Raw genomic sequence first — 19,875 nt, forward strand, 5'->3', positions numbered from 1 at the left:
CAGAGGCGACATCGAGGATAACAGCACAATAAACTTTGATGCTGCCATGGATGTTTCAGGTGTTGAAAGAATCGCTCCTCTCTTTTTTTTTGACAGCAAAACCACTAAAGGTGAACTCGAACTCAATGTGGTAGTGAGAAGCTTAAAGTTCCCCGTAAAAAAGCTACCATACATAAACGGATATGCAAAGATACGCAACGGCATTTTAAAACTGCCGCAGATGCATAAACCATTCGAAGATATCAACCTCACATCAACCTTTCAAGGTGATAACTTTAATATTGATGTGAATAATTTAAAGTTTGACAAGAACATTCTCAACACCGGAACACTCCATGTCGAAGGGTTTGAATTCCCCCGTTTTTCCCTCTTTATCAACATGGATAATTTTGAATACGATGATTTACAACCTGCCGGAGACTTTGAAATTCCCGTGGTTTATAAGAACAGTATAATGTCGAATGCAAGCGGCGACATATTCTTGCGGACAAAAAAGATAAAAATAGGCATTGTAACGGGCGAAAACCTCAACATCAAAGGAGCATTCAACAATAGAATACTGAATGTTTCTGAATTGAAGATGGATTCTCTTGAAGGTAATGTGGATTCCCATGGTTCAATAGATTTTTCAGCCCCGCTCCCGCATATGTATGCAAATGGAAAATTGAACAACATTGCGAGTGGGGTTTTTCTAGAATCATTTGGTGGAAAGTCACAGGTAATAGAAGGCAAAACAACTATATACGGGCATATAGACTCATCAGGAAAAACTATGAAAGAACTGTCCGGCAATATAAGCGGTGATCTTGCCATATACAGTCAAAATGGGTTAATAAAGCGCTGGAATCTGCTCTCGAAGATTTTCGGACTCCTCAACGTATATGACGTCTTCCGGGGAAAATCCGACCTGGCAAAGGAGGGTCTTCCGTATACAAGGATGGGTGCAACTTTTTCAATAAAGAATGGTATATTCAGCACAAAAAACTTCCTTATAGACAGCCCCTCCATGCTGATTAACGGTGACGGTAAACTGAACATGAAAAAGAATGAAATAGACGGTACCATTACTGTATCACCCCTTGTGACGGTGGACAGAACAATAGACAGGATACCCATCCTGAGGAACATCCTGAAAGAAAAGGAAAAGGGGTTTCTCTATGTAGTGTATAATGTAAAAGGCCAGTTAGACAACCCTGATATTAATGTCAGCTTTACGAACAGTGTGGGGCATAAAACCATTGAAATTTTGAAGAACATATTAGTGCTGCCGAAAGGAATGTTTGAATGAGAAACTGGGGTCTAAATGATTCAATGAAAATAGGCATAATAGGCGCGGGCAAAGTGGGTACATCCGTCGGGCATGTGATGAAAGACAAAGGGCTTCATGTGGTGGCGGTATCTGATAAATTTGAAGCTCAGCTCAATGTTGCAAGGAACTATATGGGCAATGGGTTACTCTATACCCATGACAACATGGAAATCATCCAATCTTCAGATGTAATTGCCATTACCACCCAGGATAGGGCAATTACAGAGGTGGCAGGCGAAATATACGAGAAATCGGAGAGGCTTGACGGTAAACTCTTTTTCCATACAAGTGGCGCACATCCGGCTTCTATTCTTTCACCACTTGATATGAAAGGGGCTCTTTTAGGCTCCCTTCACCCTTTACAGACCTTTCCTGATATTGAGAGTGCAATCCGTGTTATCCCTGATACATATATATTTATTGACGGTCATGAAGAGGCAATTCCTGTTTTAACCCTTATAGGCAAGACAATCGGCTTTGATGTTGTGAGGATAGAAGGGAAAAACAAGGTTCTCTACCATTTATCAGCGGTCTATGTATGCAATCTTTTGTGCGCCCTCCTCTATGCAGGACAGGACATTATGAATAAAGCCGGTGTGGAGCTTCAACCGTTTTTCCCTATCATAAAGGCCACATTGAAAAATATTGAAACCAAAGGTCCTCTCATGTCACTCACCGGTCCGGTCATCAGGGGTGATGCAGAGACCGTTTTCTCCCACCTCCAGGCGATGGAAGGCCTTGAACTCTATACAAAGGTCTACAAAGCCCTCTCTTCGGTAGCGCTTGATATGGTCAGGAAGAGAGGTGTGCTTGATGATGAGATACTTGAGAAGTTGCGGGAAATACTGGATAGTGAAAGGTAAAAGGTGCAAGCCTTAATCCTGCCGAAGGCAGGACAAGGTGAAAGGAGCGGGCTGAAGGAGAAAGACCGACTTGAAGTGTCTATGAATTAATACAAAAGCGTTACCCATCAACCCGGAATAATCTGATACCTATATGCATGTTCGGTCAATCAAGCCTTCAAATACTGCTTTAAATCCCGATAATAGTTTTCATGAGGACCGATCATAACAAGTTCCAAGTCTTCACCAATTTTTCGATATGCAAGCAGGTGCTGCATACTCTTAAGTTTAAACTTATGCACAAAAACTCCTCGCAGGTCACCTTTCTTTTCATCCCCGATGCTCGGGTCTTCCACAATTTTATTTATTTCTTGATCCAACGAATCCTTCTCCGGTTTAGACATCTTCTTTACTTTTTTCTCAAATGATCTGGACTGATATACTTTCATTAAGGTCTATCCAAAAATGTATTCGGTCTTCTCTCCCTGATCCAGTTCGTCCAATCCAATTAACATTTCTTTGATAAGAGAATATGGCAGGTCAGGATTTTCTTCGACACATTTGCCCATTTGTGCCCAGTGCTCAATCTGCCCGGCTAAAGATCTATGGTCAATTCGTCCAAATCTCTTTGCTTCACCTACAAGTCTTTCTGATATTCTTACTGCTGTAGCCATAATCGTTCCTCCGAATATCTTTATTGCAATATGCTATCATTATATGTCTATAGACTGCATAATACAACAAAAGATTGCACATTCGTTCTGAGGGTAACACCAGGCATCAGCCAGAGGCCGGCTTTATGGCCGATTCGCTGCATCCATTCGTTATGTGCGTCTACTATTTACCTTTTCTTTCATCTTGGCATCAAACTTTTCTTTGATGATAATGACCCGCTCGTGTTTCGGTACAGTCCGGTCACTCAGTTTCTCTCCTCTGCCTTTTCGTGTTCATGCTGCAGCCGCTTCTGCCTCTTGAAGAGCATGGTGAACGTGAGGCCCGTTAGAATTATGCAGAGAGTAGCATCGAAGTACACCCACCCCGGTAAGTTGATCATGGAGCTTCGCCGAAGAACAGACAGCCCGGCCGACAGGGACATAAGGCACGCCCAAACCAGGGTGATGAGGCGACACCCTTGGATAAACTTTGGGTCGTTCCATCGTTCTTTGGGCACGTCTCTTCGGGCATACTGCAAAGCAAATGGCTTCCCCACCAATATGGTTAGCCACATGGTGCCGGCAAGTGCGGTGTTGGCCAATAAGTCCATGTTGTCTGCCACCCAGACCACCTTGAAGAGATTCACGAGAACAACGCAAAAGCAGAAAAAAAACAACGTTCCCCACTGAAGAATATAGCCCCGTCTCAGTTCACCAAACCCGAACACGAGGGACGCAAAAAGACTTACAATTATGGCGCGTTCCAGGCTCATCAAGGTGTGACCAGCAAAAAAGAGAAAGAGCATCCAGGGAACAAAACCAAGTAGCAAAACACCGAGTTCTTTTAAGTCGCGCATATACCCTCCAAGAGATTTTGTAGTCATGTTCTAAGGCCAGCCCAACACAAGCGTCAGCCAGAGCCCGCTTTCCGGGCGATTGGCTGTATGCCTTTGTTATGCCATTCTTGAACGGATACTTTCCCTTCGTTGTATTTATGAATAAGCATCGAGATGAGGGATTGATAGGGGAGACCTTCTTCAATCGCCTTTGCCTGGATTTTCTTTAGGTCTCGCTCGGTCATTCGGATGTTGATCCTTTTCTGTTTGGTCAAGCTATTGCGGGCATATTCCTCATACTGCTTCTTTTCTTTCTTGGTGAGATCGGAAACCCACTCTTCGGTTTCAAGCGACCTTGATAGTTCCATTTCATCTTTATCAATATATTCTGCTTTTTTCATCTTTTTCCTCCTAAGCGCTTCTTCGTTGCCTTGCTGTTGGGTATTATTGTTTTTAAGAATATTTTCTCACCATCCTCAACATACGGCACCGAATAGATATAGTCCTCGATCTTCACCAAGAATATTCTCTGATTCGGGTATTTCTCCGGGTTCGGATGCCTTATGCGGTCAACCAGATCTCCCGAGACAATAGCCAGTACAACTTGTTCAAACGACACTCCGCGCAGTTTTTTGAGCAACTCATTTTTGTCATCATTCCAGTCATAATATTTCATAAAAGTGTGCCTATTGTATTCTTCTTATAGAGTAGCCGAGTTTGATGCTTCTGTCAATCATTTTGAAGGCATAACGGGAAGCTAAGCCGGAGCGGCCCAAGGGGCCACGATTGGCTCCAGCGGCTTATTAAGCCTTTTTTCTCTCGATAAGATATCCGGAAACATACTTATGAATGATACTGGATACCAACGTCTGGTAAGGTATGCCCTCTTGTACCGCGATAACCTGTACTTGATCCAAGTCTTTTGAAGACATGCGAATGTTTATCCGCTTGTCTTTTTGCAGTGTATTTTTTGCATACTGCTGGAGCTTCTTGATTTCCTTCTTCGCATTCTTAACTGGTACCCATTCTCCACGTTCATATGATTCAAGGATATCTTTTTCCTCATCATCCAGGATTATCTTTTTCATTTCTTTTCCCTCACATACTTGTTTGTAGCTTTTCTGCTAGGTATAATTGTTTTAAGAAATATCTCTTCATTGTGTTCAACATAAGGAACAAGATATGCGTATGCATCAATCATTAACACAGCAATTTTCTGTCCTGGATACCTTTCTTGATTTGGATGTTCAATGGTATCGAGAACTTCACCTCTTTCCATTAGCAGGACAACTTGCTCAAAGCAAACGCCCCTATTGTTCTTTAACAATTCATTCTTTTCATTGTCCCATCTGAATATATTCATATGCTTATATTACGACAACGTGTGCCTTATGTCAATATATTTTTGTGGCTTTTTTGGCATAATCGCCATCACCCAGAGCGTAGCGATTGGGTGTATGGGGTGGTTATGTGGAGTTTTTTGTTGTTTTTTCCGTGTCAATAATGCCTCTGTTTTCACAGGTTACTTACTTTTTAAAAACGCCCCCTTGGTCTCTACTGCTTTCCGAAATTCAAATGGCTTGGACTGCTTGAACTGCCCCGTGACATCGCCTACCCGATCAAGCTCGTTCACCAGATCGAGCTTCAAAACCGGGCTGCCCTCTTTTAACTGCAGCTTATCGAGATAGACCCAGATGATGTTCGGACTTATTGTAGACTCGAAGTAATAGGCCCGCTTGGTAAGATCGGCCACCGTCCGCCAACGAGTGGAAGAAATGTTGGGCCTTAGCGGGTCGGAAACCCCAAAGGGCGCTGACACGTTTCGCATCACACTCAGCAGGTACGCAATCGTTTCGCGCTTGTTTTCCGGCTTGGGCAGGCTTTCCAGATATCGCGCAGCACGGACGAAGCGGTCAGGGGACTGCTCTGAACCGGGCAAATCCTTAGCACCACCGAACGGCTTGTATTGCTTGAGGTTGGCAAGCTGTTCATCGAAGGGCGGCGAATTTGTCATGACCGTGTACTTGCGATCGTGATAGATTTTGGGCCTGCCATCGATGTACTCGATCACGGCCGAGTCTCCCGTCGCATCAGCCAGTGCTAAATGCCCGGCTGCTACTCTGTTCGTCGAGCCCATAGGGCCTGTGACTATCTGGAACGGTTTTGTTTCAATGAATCTGACCGCATCTGCCACAGTCTCGAAGCTATCCAGGAAGTATTGGGTTGCCAGGGTGAAGGATATGCCGGGGATGGACTCATCTCTCTTACCGTAATCCGACTCCGCCAGCCATAGCGGGTTGACGGCCAAACCTTTCTCGTTCATACCGTCAACAGTCATGATATTGTAGCCCGAAGCTATCAGGCTCCCGTACTTCGACGTCCACTTGAGCGAATTCTTGCCGACTCCGCCATCTCTCTGGATTCCCCGTGGAAAAACCCAGAGGTCGGTCTTCATGTCTTCGAACCAGTCCATATTGCGGCCGACTACGATTGCTTGTCCATTGTTGTTCCACAATACCCTGGAACAAGGATATACGGGGCAAACAAACAAGGCCAATAAAATCAGGGCCATTAAACATGCACTCCATAATTGTTTTTTTAGATTGCTCATGTCATCCTCCTTCTTCATATGGTTATCTTTCTGCCTAAAACACAAAGCTGAGCCAGAGGCAACGCTCTTTGTTGCCGATTGGCTCCAGAGATTTGTTGGAACTTTTTTGCCTCTATCTGCTTCTCCATGTTTTTGTTTTATTATATCTTCTATTCCGTTTTTTGTCTTTATTCTTATCTCAACTTTCAATAAGATGAAAACCTGCCATTTTCAAGAACCTTCCTTTTTACCTTCCTGTACTCAAATAAAGACATTTTTCAAAAGGTTTCCAAGATTATATTCACAGTGAATATAAATAATATATGATTGTTCAAGCCCAAGCCTGTATTGACTTTACAGAGATTTCCTGTTTTACACCAACAGTTGGTGTTAGCGCTACAGACACAGTGTCTGTAATCGCCAAAAATAATCTGAAATCGAATTTCTTTTCCATAACGCAGAGTTGAGCCGGAGCGTTAGCGATCGGCTCCAACGACTGGTTGGCCAATATATTCAACATGAAGACCTGAATTCTTTGCAGCCATAAATTGCCTTATGTCAGACGTTATAAACAAGTCAGCCCCCCATTCAAGGGCACATGCGACATGAAGAGAGTCCATAGCGCGTAACGCATTGTTCTCCAAGAGTTTTACCGAGCGCGAGACTACTGAAGGTGTTATATGCAAAACCGTTATATCGCTGACATCATTCAACAGTTGTTTTTTTACGGCACGATAATCAACAAGAGTTAAAATATTTTCTCTCAGTCGCCTATTGAGGCCAGAAATAATTTCGGGCACCAAAACAACAGAGAAAGCTAACTCCGAAGCATCTTCCAAGAAACATTCCAGTTTTTCGCTGCCGATCTCTTGCACATATCTTTTGGCAAACGATGATGAATCAACTGCAAGCTTCATGGGGTCATCTCACGCTCTTCTAAGATAGCCGAAGATAAATCGCTTCCCTGAATGCGCAGACGGATTCCTGGTTGCTTCCATGCCGGGGATCTGTGTACTTTATCAGAAAACGGGACTACTTCCGCTACGGGCTTTCCGCGCCTGAGAAGAATAATTGTCTCTCCATGTTCTACCTCAGTTATTAAATCTGAAGCCTTTTTACGGAAATCTGTGAATGCAACACTTTTCATTTACGCACCTCCTAATGTGTACATTCAACTGTACATTACAGGTGGTATTTTGTCAAGATTAGATTTTTATGGCCAACGGGGAGCTGAGCGGTGGCACGACCCTGCTCACACCAAAGGTGTGACTGCAGAGGGAGTGACAACGTTCCAGCGTTTTGTTAGGCGGACCGCTGGTAGCGGTACGCCGTGCCCGTAAGGGCAACAAATCGATGAGAGCGTAGCTCAGCTCCACGTAAGGCGGACGAGGAACCGAGCGGATCAGCGAACGCAGTGAGCAGCGAGGTGACGAGAGCGTGGAGGAGCGCCCATTGCTTTTAATTGCTTTTAATTGCCTTTATTATGCCTTTATCATTCATAATATTATCCGGGCGCGACTCAAGCGGTCCGCCTTACACGGGGATCAGCCAGAGCCTGATTTTTAGGCGATTGGCTGAATCCATTGGTTATGCTGTCTTTCCATTTCATGTCCTTTGTCACCGACTGATGTCTGTCTTTCTCCAAATGTCCAAATTTACCCACGCCCCTTTGGCCCCCTGTAGCCTGTTGTATTATTCATACTACAATGAACTTAACATTATAGTTTTTCCACAAAGAATTTATCAGAGCTTGTTCTTTGTCAGCACTTACAGAGCTTTTAATATCCTGTGCTGGCGTTGTGTCCACCAATAGATAGATTATGAAATTGAATTGTGTCGAATAAACAAGTGCTTGACCGATACCAGAGCGTAAGGATTGGCCAGAATCTCCTTTTTTTAACTCCATGGCAATTCTAAGCTTCTCGTTTATTTCCAGTACAGAATCGGGATGATGATTTGTCGCGAAGAAATTAAAACTTGGAACTGGGGTAGCAATTTTTTGTTCCCATTTAAAGCCTTCCTTTACAATTCTTGTTGATTTTTTTTCCGAAAACCCAAAATGACTCGACAGAATGGATGGCAATTCTCTTTCCAACTGAAGGAACAGCATCATTTGAATTTGCCTTTCGGAATTGTGTTTTAGACTTACAATCTTTGCAAAGATTTCATTCTTTTCCAACGATGATATTATTGCATTCACCAAAGAAGATTTTTTTCGTGTTTGAGCGGTTTTTTTCATATGCCTTCCTTTTTCAACGTGGGATATTGCGTAACTATCCTGTCCCTATATTTGTTGTCTAACTCAATTGGCCCCTTCGATACATCTCCTCTATTGCTGTGGCATAACAAAGAGCTGAGCCAGAGGCAGGTTTTATTGCCGATTGGCTCCAGCGTCTGGTTCGACGGTCCTCAAAAGATGCGACGCCAACGTTTGAAGGCACGCACATCATCGGCTGTCAGTGCGAACCACTCGTTCTTCATACGCTTATCCGTAAACCTACGATGCCAATAGACTTCAACCCCTGCGGGATCATCTGTCTCGATGACATGAATCGGCTCGATCTTCTCCGGAAGCTCAATGCCTATCTCACCTTCCCGTCGTAGTTGGTTATTTGTGCGACCGATTTTATACTCCCGACGAGAGCCATGTTTCAGAAGATAGACATAGCCAACAACAATTTTACCGCTCGACGCAACATCATCATTGTCCACCGGCAAATGCGCACGGAGGTAATCCTCACAATGCTCAACCACGTCGTCGAAGCCTTGTAGTAAACGGCAATGCTCAATGAGTTTCTTGGCCAAATCTGTTTTGGTTCCTAATCGGCCAAAGGTTCTCGAGCTTGGGAATTCGGGATCGCTCCGGCGCTTCAGGCGAAGCTCGCCTTCAGTTGGTAGCTGCCCCAATTCTCGGGTATATTCCGCATATTTTTCAAGAAGCAATTTGATATCGAAAGCTGTGTTGAATTCATTCGCGATAAACCCTGCCTCCCGAACTGCATCACCCCATTTTGCCCAATGGACGCCGAACCAGTCTGTTCGTTTGATTCCAGTTTCTGCCTCGAAACGTGCCTCGCCCAACGGGGCACCGCCGTTGGCAGCTGCCGTGCGGGTAATCTCGTTAAGAATATGTAGCTTCTTCACGTTTTACCTCTGTCGTCGAATCGGGGCAGTTAAGCCGTGCCCCGAAGGGGCATCGGTCTTCAACTCCTTGTTCTCCCGAAGCGGAGCGACGGGAAGGAGTTGACGGCTTAACTGCCCCGATTCTCCCGGCGCGAAGCGCCGGGAGAACAACGAAATCAGCCGCGAGTGTAACGAGTCGGCTGCATTGCTTCGTTGGACCTATGTTTTCCACAAATGTACAGTTTCGAAATCTTTCTTTCGCACGATATTGAAAGAGCGAAACGCTAACCTTGCCTTTATGACAGCCAACTTTGAGGTTTTAGGCAAGGAATCTTCTATTTTCTGAATTGGAATATCACAAAGAGGACCTAAGACAATGCCCTTTAAGCTTATGTCTTTTCCAAGTTCATAGAAGTACATATCCCCTTCCTTATGGCACTCAGATTTCCTCAATATTACACGGACCTCTTTCTCGTATTCCCATTCAACGTATTTTGTAAGCCATAAGCCTTCAATGTCTTCCCTATCTAAGCCCGTCGTGAGCTTTTCATAATTTAAGGAATACCGGTTTATTCTATACGCGATGGGATGAGCAACACTGTCCGAGACGTAGAACTCAAGGGCAACCCCTTTATGTCGATTAGCATAGTGGCTCCACAATAATGGACTTTCCCAATTCTTGCTAAAGCAGAGTATTCCATAGTCTCTCGCCATAGCACTTTTAAATTCTCTGATCTTTTTCCTAAATTGTCTGTCTGGCAACTCCACTGCGTTAAGCTCAAAAGGATCATTTAAGTCGTCAAGCAATGAGACTTTGAGCCTCTGAGCAGCTACCACATCTAACGCATGTTCTTCAGGTATGAAATGAAACAATCTCACATGGTCTCCAGATGATTATGACTTCACTAGTCTAACGACCACATAACCCGCAGGGGCTTTATCCCTGTCGGGTTGATGTGTTTGTTATGGGATCTTTTATGAAATATTATAATGAAGACCTCCTGCTTTTAAAAATGCGAGCATATATATTAGAACAGTGTTTTTTAAGAATGGCCACCATTGTAGATTATGATAAATATAAAAATTGGATTGAGAAGAGTCATGACAATAACAACCTTATCAAGAACAAAAAGCAGCCGACTATATCGCTTTATTGTCTTCGGTTTTTTGCTGTCATCAGGTTTATCGGGCACAGTATTGAACAGTTCGGAAAACGCCTCATTAAGTTCTCTTGTCTTTTGCCCGGTGGTGTCAATAAAGGATTGCCTCATTTGGTAAATGAGAACCACAATACCAACAACCGGAGTAAACGAAAGCACAAAATAAGGAATGATAAACGGAGAGTAAAGAGAAGGCTTAATGGCAACCATGATTGAAAATGCCGTAATCAATATGCCGTTGAATGTCAGCAGGGAATTATATAAGAGATGATGCAAACTCTCCGCACTATCAGCATTGTATTTGAGCGATTCAAGTATGTTGTTAATTTTATCTATACCCATAACAAGTTATTATGAGTCATACCTTTGTCCTTGCCATGAATTCGGTAACAGCCATGCACATCATTTTTACCTGCTCTGCATTGTATTGTTCGTAGGCACCGTGCGCAGCTTTGTTGCGCAAATCTAACCAGGCCGTGACGTTCTTCTGATCCAGCTTGCCATATACGCCCTTTTTCGCCAGCTCAGTGTTTAGGAAATCTGCCTTCAGGGGAAGTGCCTTTCCGGTCTTATCGTCACGAGTGGTATCTATTGCATTTCTGACGGATAGCTCTCTTAGGTGCTGCTCCAGAACACCACCAGCCATTACGGCAGAAGCGTCCTTGTACCCCTCGGTAAGAAGATACTCCGCCATTTCCAGAAAACCGGAAAACACTTCTGAAGCAACAATTCCTTTGAGAGAGGAAAGCCAGCCAGACTCAATTTCGTTCTTTGCAGCTTTGATTATTCCGATACCCCATTTTGCCAAGGATTTGAGGGACGACGTGACCTTCTCGTTGAATTCGCGGTAATATGGGTGGTCCTCTCCAAATACCTTACGTAGATAGGAAATACTTGACGACCTGAATTCACCAAATAGCTCGGGGGATACCCAGACAGTATGGTGTGCATCGACCATTTCCGTTGCCAGCACATCGTTGCCCAAATCAATCAAACGTTCAGCTTCTTTGATGAGGTTGTCAGTCTTCATGTCGTTTCTTCAAGCTCATAACCCGTGGCTTACCGTCAAGGGCCGCCTTCTGGTCTGAGTCCGCTGTAAACCCGTGCCATGAGGTTCTATTCATGATCATTTCTATGATAAAGAATACATGATAGAACGCCAGCCAGAATTTTCCGGTGGCCTTCTTCCATGTCGTCAAAATGTAATTGGCCTCTTACTATTGCGGCCCTTATTCTTCCGGCCGCAGCTAATACCAAGTTTTTTTGTTGAATGTCACTAAGACTTCCTTGTTCAAGAATGGCCTCATAATCTTCGCCAACCCAACGACCACTAATCTTCCTCACGTTCCATCCAAGATCCGAAATAACATGCTCTGCGAGCCGATCTTCATGGTCATGATATTTCGATGGTGGATTGACGTTAGCCAACTCTGCAATAAGAACGTTTAATAGGTTTGAGCAGCTTTCTTCTTCTACGAGATATTCTTTTTTCTCATAATCCCAAATCAATTCCCAATTCGGTCTAATATGTGACAGAGGTCTTGTAACAAGATAGCCCAGATATTCACATCGATGGAAAAATGACACTATGTCCTCACTCGGTACTTGCAATGCATCCATTTTCTTTCTCATAACAAGTTATTCTATAGTTTCTGCCTATTTCCACAAATCAATTATTCTTTCGCGATTCTATCCAATAACAATGCTCTGATGTCCATACAAATTATGGTCTTACCAACCTCTCAGTGACAACTTAAATCGTTGATATAATAATGTATAATCTCTTGATAAACTATTTGCAATAATATTATTTTATCTTTCCGTATATCATGTCAATTTTAAGATTATATAGAAATCGGAGGATTCCGGATGTTTGCTATCCCTTCTGCTTTACAGGCCAAATTTGAAGAACATTTACGGAACAAGACCGGATAAGAATCAGGATCGGACCAACCCCTAAAAATACTGGATTATGGAGTAGGGATTATGGATTATCAGCCTGTTGCCCAAACATATATGCAACCAATATAATATTGAAATATGAGCCGGAAGAACTTTTTGCGAATCGCGACTTCAAGCTTCCTTGGGACCCTGCCGGTAAGCAGAAATGTGCTCGCGGCCAGTGCCGCGCCTGGGCCGGCCTGATTTGTTCGAAGCCCAGTGGCAAGTTAGAAGGCCGAATGGATGCGAACCGTTGCATGGGTAAGAAAGCGCAGGGAGCAGAGAGCAAAACAGTGTTCCGGCGAAAACCATTTTGGACAACAGGCTGTTAACACTGTCTCTTACGGCGGGCATTTCGCACAGATCGACCTGAACTGCATGGTGCTGAGGTAGCGGTCACCACGGTCGGGTAGTATTACCACGATTATGCCCTGGTCTATTTTTCTCGCTATCTGGAGGGCCACTGCCGCTGCGGCGCCGCTGGATGTTCCCACGAAAATCCCCTCTCTCAGCGCAAGGAGTCTTGTAACTTCAAAGGCTTCACCATCTTCAACCATCACTTTCTCATCCAGCATCTCCGGCTTATAAATCCTTGGAACCATCGATTCTGTCATATTCTTCAGTCCCTGTATCGTATGCCCCTGGACAGGCTCTACACCGACAATTTTTACAGAGGGTTTCTTCTCCTTTAAATACTTTGCAGTCCCCATGAGCGTGCCGGTGGTTCCCATTCCTGCCACAAAATAATCAACCCCGCCATTTGTCTGCGCTAAAATCTCCGGCCCTGTTGTTTCGTAGTGAGCAAGTACATTATCACCGTTATCGTACTGATTGGGCATAAAGTATTTGCCGGGGTTCTGTTCAAGAAGTTCGTGTGCCTTTTTTATTGCACCATCAATATTCGATTTTGCCGGTGTGAGAAAAACCTGAGACCCAAGCCCTTCAAGGATTAAACGCCTCTCCATACTCACGCACTCAGGCATGCAAAGGTCAACCTTGTAGCCTTTTGCTGCTCCTATCATTGCAATTGCAATCCCTGTATTGCCTGATGTGGGCTCAAGGATGGTCTTGCCCTTTGTAAGTTCGCCGCGCTCTTCAGCCTTCTCTATCATATAAAGGGCCGGGCGGTCTTTTATTGACCCTCCGGGGTTACATCCTTCGAGTTTGCAAAGGACTTTTACACCAGGCTTGCTGACAATGTTCATGAGTTCAACGAGTGGTGTATTCCCTATTGCAGATAATATGTTCATACAGATATACCTCCTGATTTGTTCAATTCATAAAACAGTGGAAAAGATTATCAAAATAACATCATTTTAACAAGCAAAAGAAAGGCAACTCAATTACTTATTTACTTGTCCCTCTCATTCCTATTATACTTTTCAAAATTTCTGGCAATACTTGCTATAGGTGCTTAAATGAAAGCAATACTTTTCGACGGAGAGCTAACATATACCAACAAATATCCTGCGCCGGAACCGCAGGAAGGTGAAGCGCTCATAAAGGTAAATATGGCCGGGATATGCAATACTGACCTCGAAATTATCAAAGGATATCTGGGCTTTAAGGGTGTTCTGGGGCATGAATTTGTTGGAATGGTTGAAAAGGTGAACGGTGTCAGCCATGATTTATCGGGGAAACGGGTAGTGGGGGAGATAAACTGTGCCTGCGGCGTATGTGATTATTGTTTAAAAGGGTTAAAAACCCATTGCCCTGACAGAAAAACACTGGGTATCACCAATAAAGACGGGGCCTTCGCCGAATATACAACCCTCCCGGTGGATAACCTGTTTGTACTACCGGATAATATAACCGATGAAGAGGCAGTCTTTACCGAGCCATTGGCCGCAGCTTTTGAGATATTGGAACAGATCCACGTACATCCCGTTGATAAAATTCTCATCATGGGAGACGGCAAACTGGGCATCCTCATCGCCCTTGTACTGAAACTCACTCAGGCCGATGTAACGCTCGCCGGAAAACATGATAACAAGCTCATGGCAGCAAGCAATCAGGGTGTCAAAACCATAAAAATTACCCCCTTATTTCCCCTCACCAAATCCTATGACATTGTTGTGGAGGCTACCGGCACGCCTGAAGGCTTTGAACTTGCCCTTCAACTGGTAAAGCCGCGTGGGAAAGTTGTTTTGAAAAGTACCGTCGCCAAAGGGAAAGAGATAAACCTTGCACCCGTGGTCATCGATGAAATACAGGTCATCGGCTCACGGTGCGGCCCTTTCGAACCGGCGCTGAGAGCGCTTTCCCGGAAGCTCATCGATGTCAAGCCCCTTATCACGGAAGTTTACAGACCCGAACAGGCAAAAGAGGCCTTCGAAAAGGCGAAAGGGAAAGATTCGCTGAAGGTGCTTATCGATTTCCGGTAAAAAAAGCCAGGGAAACAGGGCACGAGGAAAACTGTTTAGTCACGCCCTGCACTGCTGACCATCTTTAAAAGGGAAGCTGCAATATCCAGAGAAGTAAAATCGTCCTTCAGAAGCGGTTCGATCATCTGAATATATCGTTCGAGTTTGCCCTCCTCAACGGTTTCCTTTATTTTATCAAGAAGCGCCGTTGTTCTCGCTTCTTCCACATCGGCAAAAGAGGGGGTGGGGTGACGGTCAATTTTTATATTGGCGTAATTCTGAATCTCTCTCAATTTGTATATTTCCCTTCCAACAACAAAGGTAAAGGCGCGCCCTTTTTTTCCTGCACGGGCTGTTCTCCCGATACGGTGAACATAATACTCTTCATCCTGAGGAAGGTCATAGTTAAAGACCGCCCCGATATCCTCAACATCAATGCCTCTTGCCGCTACATCGGTTGCCACAAGTATTTCAGTCATGTTTTTCCTGAACTTACCCATTGCCCTGTCCCTTTGCTGCTGTGTCAGATCACCGTGGAGGCTGTCAGCCACGTACCCTCTTGCCTGGAGATGCATCACCACTTCATCCACCCGTCTTTTCGTGTTACAGAAGACAAGGGAGGATTTCAGGTTATGCATATCGATGAGGCGGCTGAGCACCTCAAGTTTCATACTCTCCTTCAATTCAAAATATACCTGTTTAACACGGGGGACGGTAAGCTGTTTGTGGACTACCTTTATAAACTCCGGGTCTCTCTGGTATCTTCTGGTAAGGTCAAGGATGGGCTTGGGCATGGTAGCCGAAAAGAGGAGTGTCTGCCTTTCTTCCGGGACTTTTCTGAGGATAGTCTCCACATCGTCAATAAAACCCATGTTGAGCATCTCATCCGCCTCATCCAGAACAACCGTTTTCACATTGTTCAGCTTTAATGTGCCGCGGTTGATATGGTCAATGGTACGCCCAGGAGTGCCGATAACGATATGGACGCCGCTTTTTAAAGCCCTGATCTGACGGTCTATGGGCTGCCCGCCATAAACGGGCAGTATATTGATATCTTTCCTGTACTTCAGGAGTCTTTTCAATTCCTCTGCTACCTGTATGGCCAGTTCCCGTGTAGGGCACAAAATGATGGCCTGTACGGTTTTTGACCTTGCATGAAGCTTTTCTATTATAGGAATGCCAAATGCGATTGTTTTTCCGGTGCCCGTCTGCGACTGGCCGATTATATCCTTCCCTTCAAGTACAGTAGGAATGGTTTGTGCCTGGATAGGTGTTGTTTCTTCGAAACCCATATCCGCAACTGCTTTGCCTATTTCCCTTGACAGGGAAAGGTCTTCAAATTTTTCTGTCAAAATGCATCTCCTTTATTGTTCTTTTGTAGCCGTGGACCAGTCAATCCTTATTTCATTTCGTTGTTCTGTGATTAAGAAGAGGGATGGGTTGAGAACACGACAGCACACTATACCATTATTCGCCAAATACTGCAAACTAAAAGGAAAAATCTTACTTCTTGATATATGCGATGAATGATCTGCTTTAATATTTGAACATGCCGTTTTCGTAAATTACCATTTTTTTTCCCGACGTGAGGTGGGCCGTAACTGTCTTATCCTCTGTATTGACAAGGTCCCAGTGAAGGGCTGAATCGTTAAAACCCATCTTCTTTTTGAATTCCTTCGTGATGTCTGCGGGATCGCCGGCATAGGTATCCACATAGGATGCCCCGAGGGCAACATGGGAATTGCCGTAATCTCCACCGAAGTTCTCATCAAAGAGGGTGTCAGCCATGAACCTGTCAATCCTGGAGAACCGCCTGTCGGTGAGAGAAAACTCGCCCACTTTTGATGCTCCGGGGTCCATGGAAATCTGTTTTTTCGTGAACTCTTCCCCTGTCTTAGCCTCCGCCTTTATAACCGAACCTTTCCGGAAAGTAAGACGCACTTCTTCAACATAATTTCCGCTCCTGAAGGATGGGAGGTTCGCATAGTATGTCCCTTCTGTACCACGCCAGTCCGGGGAGAAAAAGACCTCAAAGCTCGGTATGTTGTGCCCTGAAACGCCACTCCATTTTCGTCTCTCACCAGGGGTAATCTTCAGGTCAACATTCTGCGACTCCATGTGGAAATATTTCACTTTAAGACCGTTTAACCATTTCTTGATGGAGGTAACGTTTTTCAGGATGGCGCTCCACTCTTTAACCGGGTTGTCTTTGTCGAGGTAACACGCCTTTATAATCTGCGCCTTGTATTCATCCATGGTGGTCTTTGCCTGCTCTGCAAGCTCAACAGTAGGAAAGGTGCACAGTGTCCACCCGTAAAGTCCCTTCTGCTCGCGATTTTCAAGAATTTCGCGCAGGGGTTTTCTGGAAACGAGAAACTTTCCAATCTTTGCAGGGTCTACATCTTTGAGGTGTGTAAGAGATTCCGGCGCCCGGAGAAAGATCCTTCCGCTCAGATTTTCCATTAACTCTTTATCGCCCGGCGCCTGAAAAACAAGCTGCCTGTTATTCGATAATGCATAAAAATTGTGCTCCATGCCATAGGTTGCGATCATACGCTGAACAGGATTCATACCCCAGCGAAGGAGCTTTTCATAGAGTATCCCGGCAAGCCCTATGGCAGGAAGGTCATATTGCAGGAGTATAATATCATTCTTTTTAAATCTCTCTTTCCGGGCTGTTTTTAATCCCCAGATCAGCACATCGGCATATTTGTTCAGCTCAGTTTTGGTAAACATCGTGTCATTGCCTCCCGTTTTTAATTGCCTCACCTTATCGGAAACATGATGAAAATAAAGGGGTCCCATACCATGTGGGAAATGAGGACCGGTATCAAACTCCCCGTGCAAACATACAGACCTCCCCAGAATACACCGCACACAAGGGCTGCAAGGATCATGACCGGATTAGCCGTCGGCACATGTACGCCTGTATAAAGGACTACTGTAACAAGAAAGGCGGTCCGCTTCCCCCACCTGCCCTGGAAATACCTCTGAACAAAACCACGCCAGTATACTTCTTCACCAAACCCTATCGGGAAGAAAAGGAGCAACCCGACTAACGATGGAGAAACATTCTCCTTATTTGCATAGATAGCATTCAGGTTTTCGGCCCGCTGCGGCAGCAGGCCGGTATATTCATTAATCAAAACAAGGATGTGGTGCCCGAACCAGAAAATTCCATAGAGAACTGCGGCGGCGGCAAACCCTGTGATCACATGATTTAGAGTACATTCCCCCCATCGGAAAGAAGGCCCGCCGAAGCAAAATGATATTGCACTGAGAAGTATTGTGCTTATTGTCATCATGAGCCAGAAGTTAAAAGGCCTTATATTGAACATGACAAACCAGAGAATGAAGGCAATAGCTACCGAAATAACAATACTTTTTCGCAAGGCAGGGGCATTAATGGATGACAAAATGCTGTACCAGGAGGGATATGAGAAACAGTATGCTGAAAACTGAATGCAGTTGCGCTGTCGCTGCATCGATCATGACAAACTGCTGTTCCGGGACTTTATTCTTCAGGTTTACGCGCTTGATAAGTTTCAGGGCAAGAGGCAACGAAAGAAGTGTAATGAGGGATATTGCAGGCAACCCGTTTGCTATAATAAGAACTACTACTGAAACATAGGCGCTGAGGACAAGCCCGTAATACATGAATTTCGAATTTCTTTCGCCGATCACGATAGCAACGGTCTTTATGTTAACCATTGAATCATTTTTTATGTCACGTAAATTATTGCTATGCAAAACGGCATCAACAAGGAACGCTACAGGGATTGCATAGAGTACCGGCGCCCATGAAAAATGGTGAGCCTGAACAAAATAAGCCCCTAACGTCATGGCAGGACCGAATGAGATAAAAACCGCAAGATCACCAAGGGCATGATACTTAAAAGAGAAGGGCTCTGCCGTATAAAATAAACCTAAAGCAGCGCCTATGAGGATAATCCAGATCAGAACTCCGCCATGGGGGGTAGTTGCGACAAGATATATCCCTATGCTTGTGGCGACAATATAAGCAATAATTGAGCCAATGAACAGTTTTGCCGGGTCGATCAGGTTGTCCACCAAAACCCCGCTTGAACCGAATGTGCCTTCCCGGTCCACCCGTTTCTTAAAATCAAAATAATCTGCAATCATATTTGCGCCGGCATGGGCAATCACGCAACCAACCAGCGCAAGCACAAAATGCAGCCAGTTAAGTTTTAGGCCGGGATTCTCGAGCTTTGCGATAATTCCGCCAAGTATAGGCGGAAGGATACTTACAGTAAGCGAAAAGGGCCTTGCCGCTTGCCACCATATTGATACTTTTGACATTTCTAAGCCTCCTCCACAAAAATGCTTATCCGAATAAGTATAAACAGCCTCAATATCAAGAAGACGATAGCCGCTTCACTTCCTCATTATAACCCACAAACCGCCTTCTGACATAAGGTCAATAGTGCCCGGTATTTTACCTGTCTGAATCTCCTGTCTTAGCATGTCTTCAGAAATTTCAATCTTGCCGGCCCGAAGGTTAAACTCACGAGACCTCTTCCCGATACCATCAATAACAGGCGAAGGGGTGTATTTTCCAAAACCTCCTCCGATAAGGGCAATCCCCCCAGTCCTTAACGCCCGGTAAACTGCTTTGAAATCCAGGCTGAAGAGCGATGGAAAAAACAAAGCACCGCGGAATAGTATCAGGTCATACGTATTATCACGTACCCCCTTCAGCGCGGCATCTGAGTCTATTACCTCAATTACGTCAGTCGTATTATGTCTTTCTGCTTCTTCGCGATAGAATTCTGTCAAACCTGACGGGAACGTTACAAGGGAAAAAGAGCTTCCAGCTTTAATCTTCTGTAAGGCAAATATGACGCCGCAGAAAGGACCTATTTCAGCAACACTGCCGTCATTCCGGTTATAGCATTCCCTGATATGTTCAGCCAGGAATGGATAGACAGGCTGCCAGAGATAGTATAGTTCTTTGACCGGCTCAAGGCTCTTGATTAATAGTGTCACAGGATAACCTTCAAACCCCTCTCTTTAAGATAAGTTTTTACTTGTTTTATA

General features: G+C 44.6%; 25 protein-coding genes and 1 pseudogene. 3 read left to right on the forward strand and 23 right to left on the reverse strand.

Annotated elements, in window-relative coordinates; all coding sequences use genetic code 11:
* Both NTX75_11455 and NTX75_11460 read left to right on the forward strand, forming a co-directional pair.
* On the forward strand, window positions 1-1,288 hold a 1,288-nt coding region (locus NTX75_11455; protein ID MCX5816836.1), incomplete at its 5' end, for an AsmA-like C-terminal region-containing protein.
* Window positions 1,289-1,311: 23 nt separating this feature from the next.
* Window positions 1,312-2,172 (forward strand): DUF2520 domain-containing protein, encoded by an 861-nt coding sequence (locus tag NTX75_11460; protein MCX5816837.1) that lies wholly within the window; start codon window positions 1,312-1,314, stop codon window positions 2,170-2,172.
* Window positions 2,173-2,321: 149 nt separating this feature from the next.
* Here NTX75_11460 and NTX75_11465 read toward each other — a convergent pair whose 3' ends face one another.
* From NTX75_11465 to NTX75_11550, 18 genes are all read right to left on the reverse strand, one after another.
* Window positions 2,322-2,600, reverse strand: coding sequence for a type II toxin-antitoxin system RelE/ParE family toxin (locus NTX75_11465; GenBank protein MCX5816838.1), 279 nt, complete (start codon window positions 2,598-2,600; stop codon window positions 2,322-2,324).
* A gap of 6 nt (window positions 2,601-2,606) precedes the next feature.
* Complete coding sequence (locus NTX75_11470) at window positions 2,607-2,825, reverse strand: hypothetical protein (protein MCX5816839.1); 219 nt, start codon at window positions 2,823-2,825, stop codon at window positions 2,607-2,609.
* A 245-nt stretch (window positions 2,826-3,070) separates the two neighbouring features.
* Window positions 3,071-3,661, reverse strand: coding sequence for a hypothetical protein (locus tag NTX75_11475; protein MCX5816840.1), 591 nt, complete (start codon window positions 3,659-3,661; stop codon window positions 3,071-3,073).
* A gap of 53 nt (window positions 3,662-3,714) precedes the next feature.
* A complete protein-coding gene (locus NTX75_11480) occupies window positions 3,715-4,041 on the reverse strand; it encodes an antitoxin (protein MCX5816841.1) in 327 nt (108 codons plus the stop codon).
* The gene (locus tag NTX75_11485) at window positions 4,038-4,316 is read right to left on the reverse strand and encodes a toxin (protein ID MCX5816842.1); all 279 of its coding nucleotides are present in this window, start codon (window positions 4,314-4,316) and stop codon (window positions 4,038-4,040) included. Before NTX75_11485 ends, NTX75_11480 begins: the two co-directional genes overlap by 4 nt.
* 127 nt (window positions 4,317-4,443) lie before the next feature.
* Window positions 4,444-4,728, reverse strand: a complete 285-nt coding sequence (locus NTX75_11490) for an antitoxin (protein ID MCX5816843.1) — start codon at window positions 4,726-4,728, stop codon at window positions 4,444-4,446.
* Window positions 4,725-5,003 (reverse strand): BrnT family toxin, encoded by a 279-nt coding sequence (locus NTX75_11495; GenBank protein MCX5816844.1) that lies wholly within the window; start codon window positions 5,001-5,003, stop codon window positions 4,725-4,727. The genes NTX75_11490 and NTX75_11495 overlap by 4 nt, the downstream gene beginning before the upstream one ends.
* 159 nt (window positions 5,004-5,162) lie before the next feature.
* The gene (locus NTX75_11500) at window positions 5,163-6,251 is read right to left on the reverse strand and encodes a linear amide C-N hydrolase (protein ID MCX5816845.1); all 1,089 of its coding nucleotides are present in this window, start codon (window positions 6,249-6,251) and stop codon (window positions 5,163-5,165) included.
* A 455-nt stretch (window positions 6,252-6,706) separates the two neighbouring features.
* Window positions 6,707-7,147 (reverse strand): type II toxin-antitoxin system VapC family toxin, encoded by a 441-nt coding sequence (locus NTX75_11505; GenBank protein ID MCX5816846.1) that lies wholly within the window; start codon window positions 7,145-7,147, stop codon window positions 6,707-6,709.
* Window positions 7,144-7,377, reverse strand: coding sequence for a type II toxin-antitoxin system Phd/YefM family antitoxin (locus NTX75_11510; GenBank protein ID MCX5816847.1), 234 nt, complete (start codon window positions 7,375-7,377; stop codon window positions 7,144-7,146). The genes NTX75_11505 and NTX75_11510 overlap by 4 nt, the downstream gene beginning before the upstream one ends.
* Before the next feature lie 372 nt (window positions 7,378-7,749).
* Window positions 7,750-7,893, reverse strand: a complete 144-nt coding sequence (locus tag NTX75_11515; protein ID MCX5816848.1) for a hypothetical protein — start codon at window positions 7,891-7,893, stop codon at window positions 7,750-7,752.
* Window positions 7,894-7,926: 33 nt separating this feature from the next.
* Window positions 7,927-8,469, reverse strand: coding sequence for a hypothetical protein (locus NTX75_11520; GenBank protein ID MCX5816849.1), 543 nt, complete (start codon window positions 8,467-8,469; stop codon window positions 7,927-7,929).
* 170 nt (window positions 8,470-8,639) lie between these two features.
* Window positions 8,640-9,374, reverse strand: coding sequence for a GIY-YIG nuclease family protein (locus NTX75_11525; GenBank protein MCX5816850.1), 735 nt, complete (start codon window positions 9,372-9,374; stop codon window positions 8,640-8,642).
* Between the two features lie 198 nt (window positions 9,375-9,572).
* A complete protein-coding gene (locus NTX75_11530; protein MCX5816851.1) occupies window positions 9,573-10,232 on the reverse strand; it encodes a DUF2971 domain-containing protein in 660 nt (219 codons plus the stop codon).
* Between the two features lie 164 nt (window positions 10,233-10,396).
* On the reverse strand, window positions 10,397-10,855 hold the full coding sequence (locus NTX75_11535) for a hypothetical protein (protein ID MCX5816852.1): 459 nt from the start codon (window positions 10,853-10,855) through the stop codon (window positions 10,397-10,399).
* A 16-nt stretch (window positions 10,856-10,871) separates the two neighbouring features.
* Window positions 10,872-11,543, reverse strand: coding sequence for a hypothetical protein (locus NTX75_11540; protein MCX5816853.1), 672 nt, complete (start codon window positions 11,541-11,543; stop codon window positions 10,872-10,874).
* An 86-nt stretch (window positions 11,544-11,629) separates the two neighbouring features.
* Window positions 11,630-12,145 carry a hypothetical protein gene (locus NTX75_11545; protein MCX5816854.1) on the reverse strand — a complete coding sequence of 172 codons (516 nt, stop codon included), beginning with the start codon at window positions 12,143-12,145 and terminating at the stop codon, window positions 11,630-11,632.
* Window positions 12,146-12,795: 650 nt separating this feature from the next.
* Window positions 12,796-13,704: a cysteine synthase family protein gene (locus NTX75_11550; protein ID MCX5816855.1), complete on the reverse strand. Its 909-nt coding sequence runs from the start codon at window positions 13,702-13,704 to the stop codon at window positions 12,796-12,798.
* 168 nt (window positions 13,705-13,872) lie between these two features.
* On the opposite strand from NTX75_11550, the gene NTX75_11555 reads away from it, so the two are divergent.
* A complete protein-coding gene (locus NTX75_11555; protein ID MCX5816856.1) occupies window positions 13,873-14,838 on the forward strand; it encodes an alcohol dehydrogenase catalytic domain-containing protein in 966 nt (321 codons plus the stop codon).
* 59 nt (window positions 14,839-14,897) lie between these two features.
* Here the strand turns inward: NTX75_11555 and NTX75_11560 are convergent.
* The 5 genes and pseudogenes from NTX75_11560 to NTX75_11580 form a co-directional block, all read right to left on the reverse strand.
* Window positions 14,898-16,172 (reverse strand): annotated as a pseudogene (locus tag NTX75_11560) (DEAD/DEAH box helicase).
* Window positions 16,173-16,353: 181 nt separating this feature from the next.
* Window positions 16,354-17,553, reverse strand: coding sequence for an aminopeptidase (locus tag NTX75_11565; protein ID MCX5816857.1), 1,200 nt, complete (start codon window positions 17,551-17,553; stop codon window positions 16,354-16,356).
* 29 nt (window positions 17,554-17,582) lie between these two features.
* Window positions 17,583-18,032 carry a CPBP family intramembrane metalloprotease gene (locus tag NTX75_11570; protein ID MCX5816858.1) on the reverse strand — a complete coding sequence of 150 codons (450 nt, stop codon included), beginning with the start codon at window positions 18,030-18,032 and terminating at the stop codon, window positions 17,583-17,585.
* Window positions 18,033-18,219: 187 nt separating this feature from the next.
* Window positions 18,220-19,137 carry a 1,4-dihydroxy-2-naphthoate octaprenyltransferase gene (menA, locus tag NTX75_11575; GenBank protein MCX5816859.1) on the reverse strand — a complete coding sequence of 306 codons (918 nt, stop codon included), beginning with the start codon at window positions 19,135-19,137 and terminating at the stop codon, window positions 18,220-18,222.
* Window positions 19,138-19,212: 75 nt separating this feature from the next.
* The gene (locus NTX75_11580) at window positions 19,213-19,824 is read right to left on the reverse strand and encodes a hypothetical protein (GenBank protein MCX5816860.1); all 612 of its coding nucleotides are present in this window, start codon (window positions 19,822-19,824) and stop codon (window positions 19,213-19,215) included.
* Window positions 19,825-19,875: the final 51 nt, after the last annotated feature.

It is taken from the genome of Pseudomonadota bacterium (genome assembly GCA_026388315.1).
Lineage (GTDB): Bacteria > Desulfobacterota > Syntrophorhabdia > Syntrophorhabdales > Syntrophorhabdaceae > MWEV01.

Coding starts and splice junctions, on each gene's coding strand:
- NTX75_11565 (MCX5816857.1), bottom strand. CDS start 17,553: ATGTTTACCAAAACTGAGCTGAACAAATATGCCGATGTGCTGATCTGG.
- menA (MCX5816859.1), bottom strand. CDS start 19,137: ATGTCAAAAGTATCAATATGGTGGCAAGCGGCAAGGCCCTTTTCGCTT.
- NTX75_11535 (MCX5816852.1), bottom strand. CDS start 10,855: ATGGGTATAGATAAAATTAACAACATACTTGAATCGCTCAAATACAAT.
- NTX75_11540 (MCX5816853.1), bottom strand. CDS start 11,543: ATGAAGACTGACAACCTCATCAAAGAAGCTGAACGTTTGATTGATTTG.
- NTX75_11500 (MCX5816845.1), bottom strand. CDS start 6,251: ATGAGCAATCTAAAAAAACAATTATGGAGTGCATGTTTAATGGCCCTG.
- NTX75_11480 (MCX5816841.1), bottom strand. CDS start 4,041: ATGAAAAAAGCAGAATATATTGATAAAGATGAAATGGAACTATCAAGG.
- NTX75_11470 (MCX5816839.1), bottom strand. CDS start 2,825: ATGGCTACAGCAGTAAGAATATCAGAAAGACTTGTAGGTGAAGCAAAG.
- NTX75_11460 (MCX5816837.1), top strand. CDS start 1,312: ATGAAAATAGGCATAATAGGCGCGGGCAAAGTGGGTACATCCGTCGGG.
- NTX75_11510 (MCX5816847.1), bottom strand. CDS start 7,377: ATGAAAAGTGTTGCATTCACAGATTTCCGTAAAAAGGCTTCAGATTTA.
- NTX75_11490 (MCX5816843.1), bottom strand. CDS start 4,728: ATGAAAAAGATAATCCTGGATGATGAGGAAAAAGATATCCTTGAATCA.
- NTX75_11555 (MCX5816856.1), top strand. CDS start 13,873: ATGAAAGCAATACTTTTCGACGGAGAGCTAACATATACCAACAAATAT.
- NTX75_11550 (MCX5816855.1), bottom strand. CDS start 13,704: ATGAACATATTATCTGCAATAGGGAATACACCACTCGTTGAACTCATG.
- NTX75_11495 (MCX5816844.1), bottom strand. CDS start 5,003: ATGAATATATTCAGATGGGACAATGAAAAGAATGAATTGTTAAAGAAC.
- NTX75_11465 (MCX5816838.1), bottom strand. CDS start 2,600: ATGAAAGTATATCAGTCCAGATCATTTGAGAAAAAAGTAAAGAAGATG.
- NTX75_11485 (MCX5816842.1), bottom strand. CDS start 4,316: ATGAAATATTATGACTGGAATGATGACAAAAATGAGTTGCTCAAAAAA.
- NTX75_11505 (MCX5816846.1), bottom strand. CDS start 7,147: ATGAAGCTTGCAGTTGATTCATCATCGTTTGCCAAAAGATATGTGCAA.
- NTX75_11475 (MCX5816840.1), bottom strand. CDS start 3,661: ATGCGCGACTTAAAAGAACTCGGTGTTTTGCTACTTGGTTTTGTTCCC.
- NTX75_11520 (MCX5816849.1), bottom strand. CDS start 8,469: ATGAAAAAAACCGCTCAAACACGAAAAAAATCTTCTTTGGTGAATGCA.
- NTX75_11545 (MCX5816854.1), bottom strand. CDS start 12,145: ATGAGAAAGAAAATGGATGCATTGCAAGTACCGAGTGAGGACATAGTG.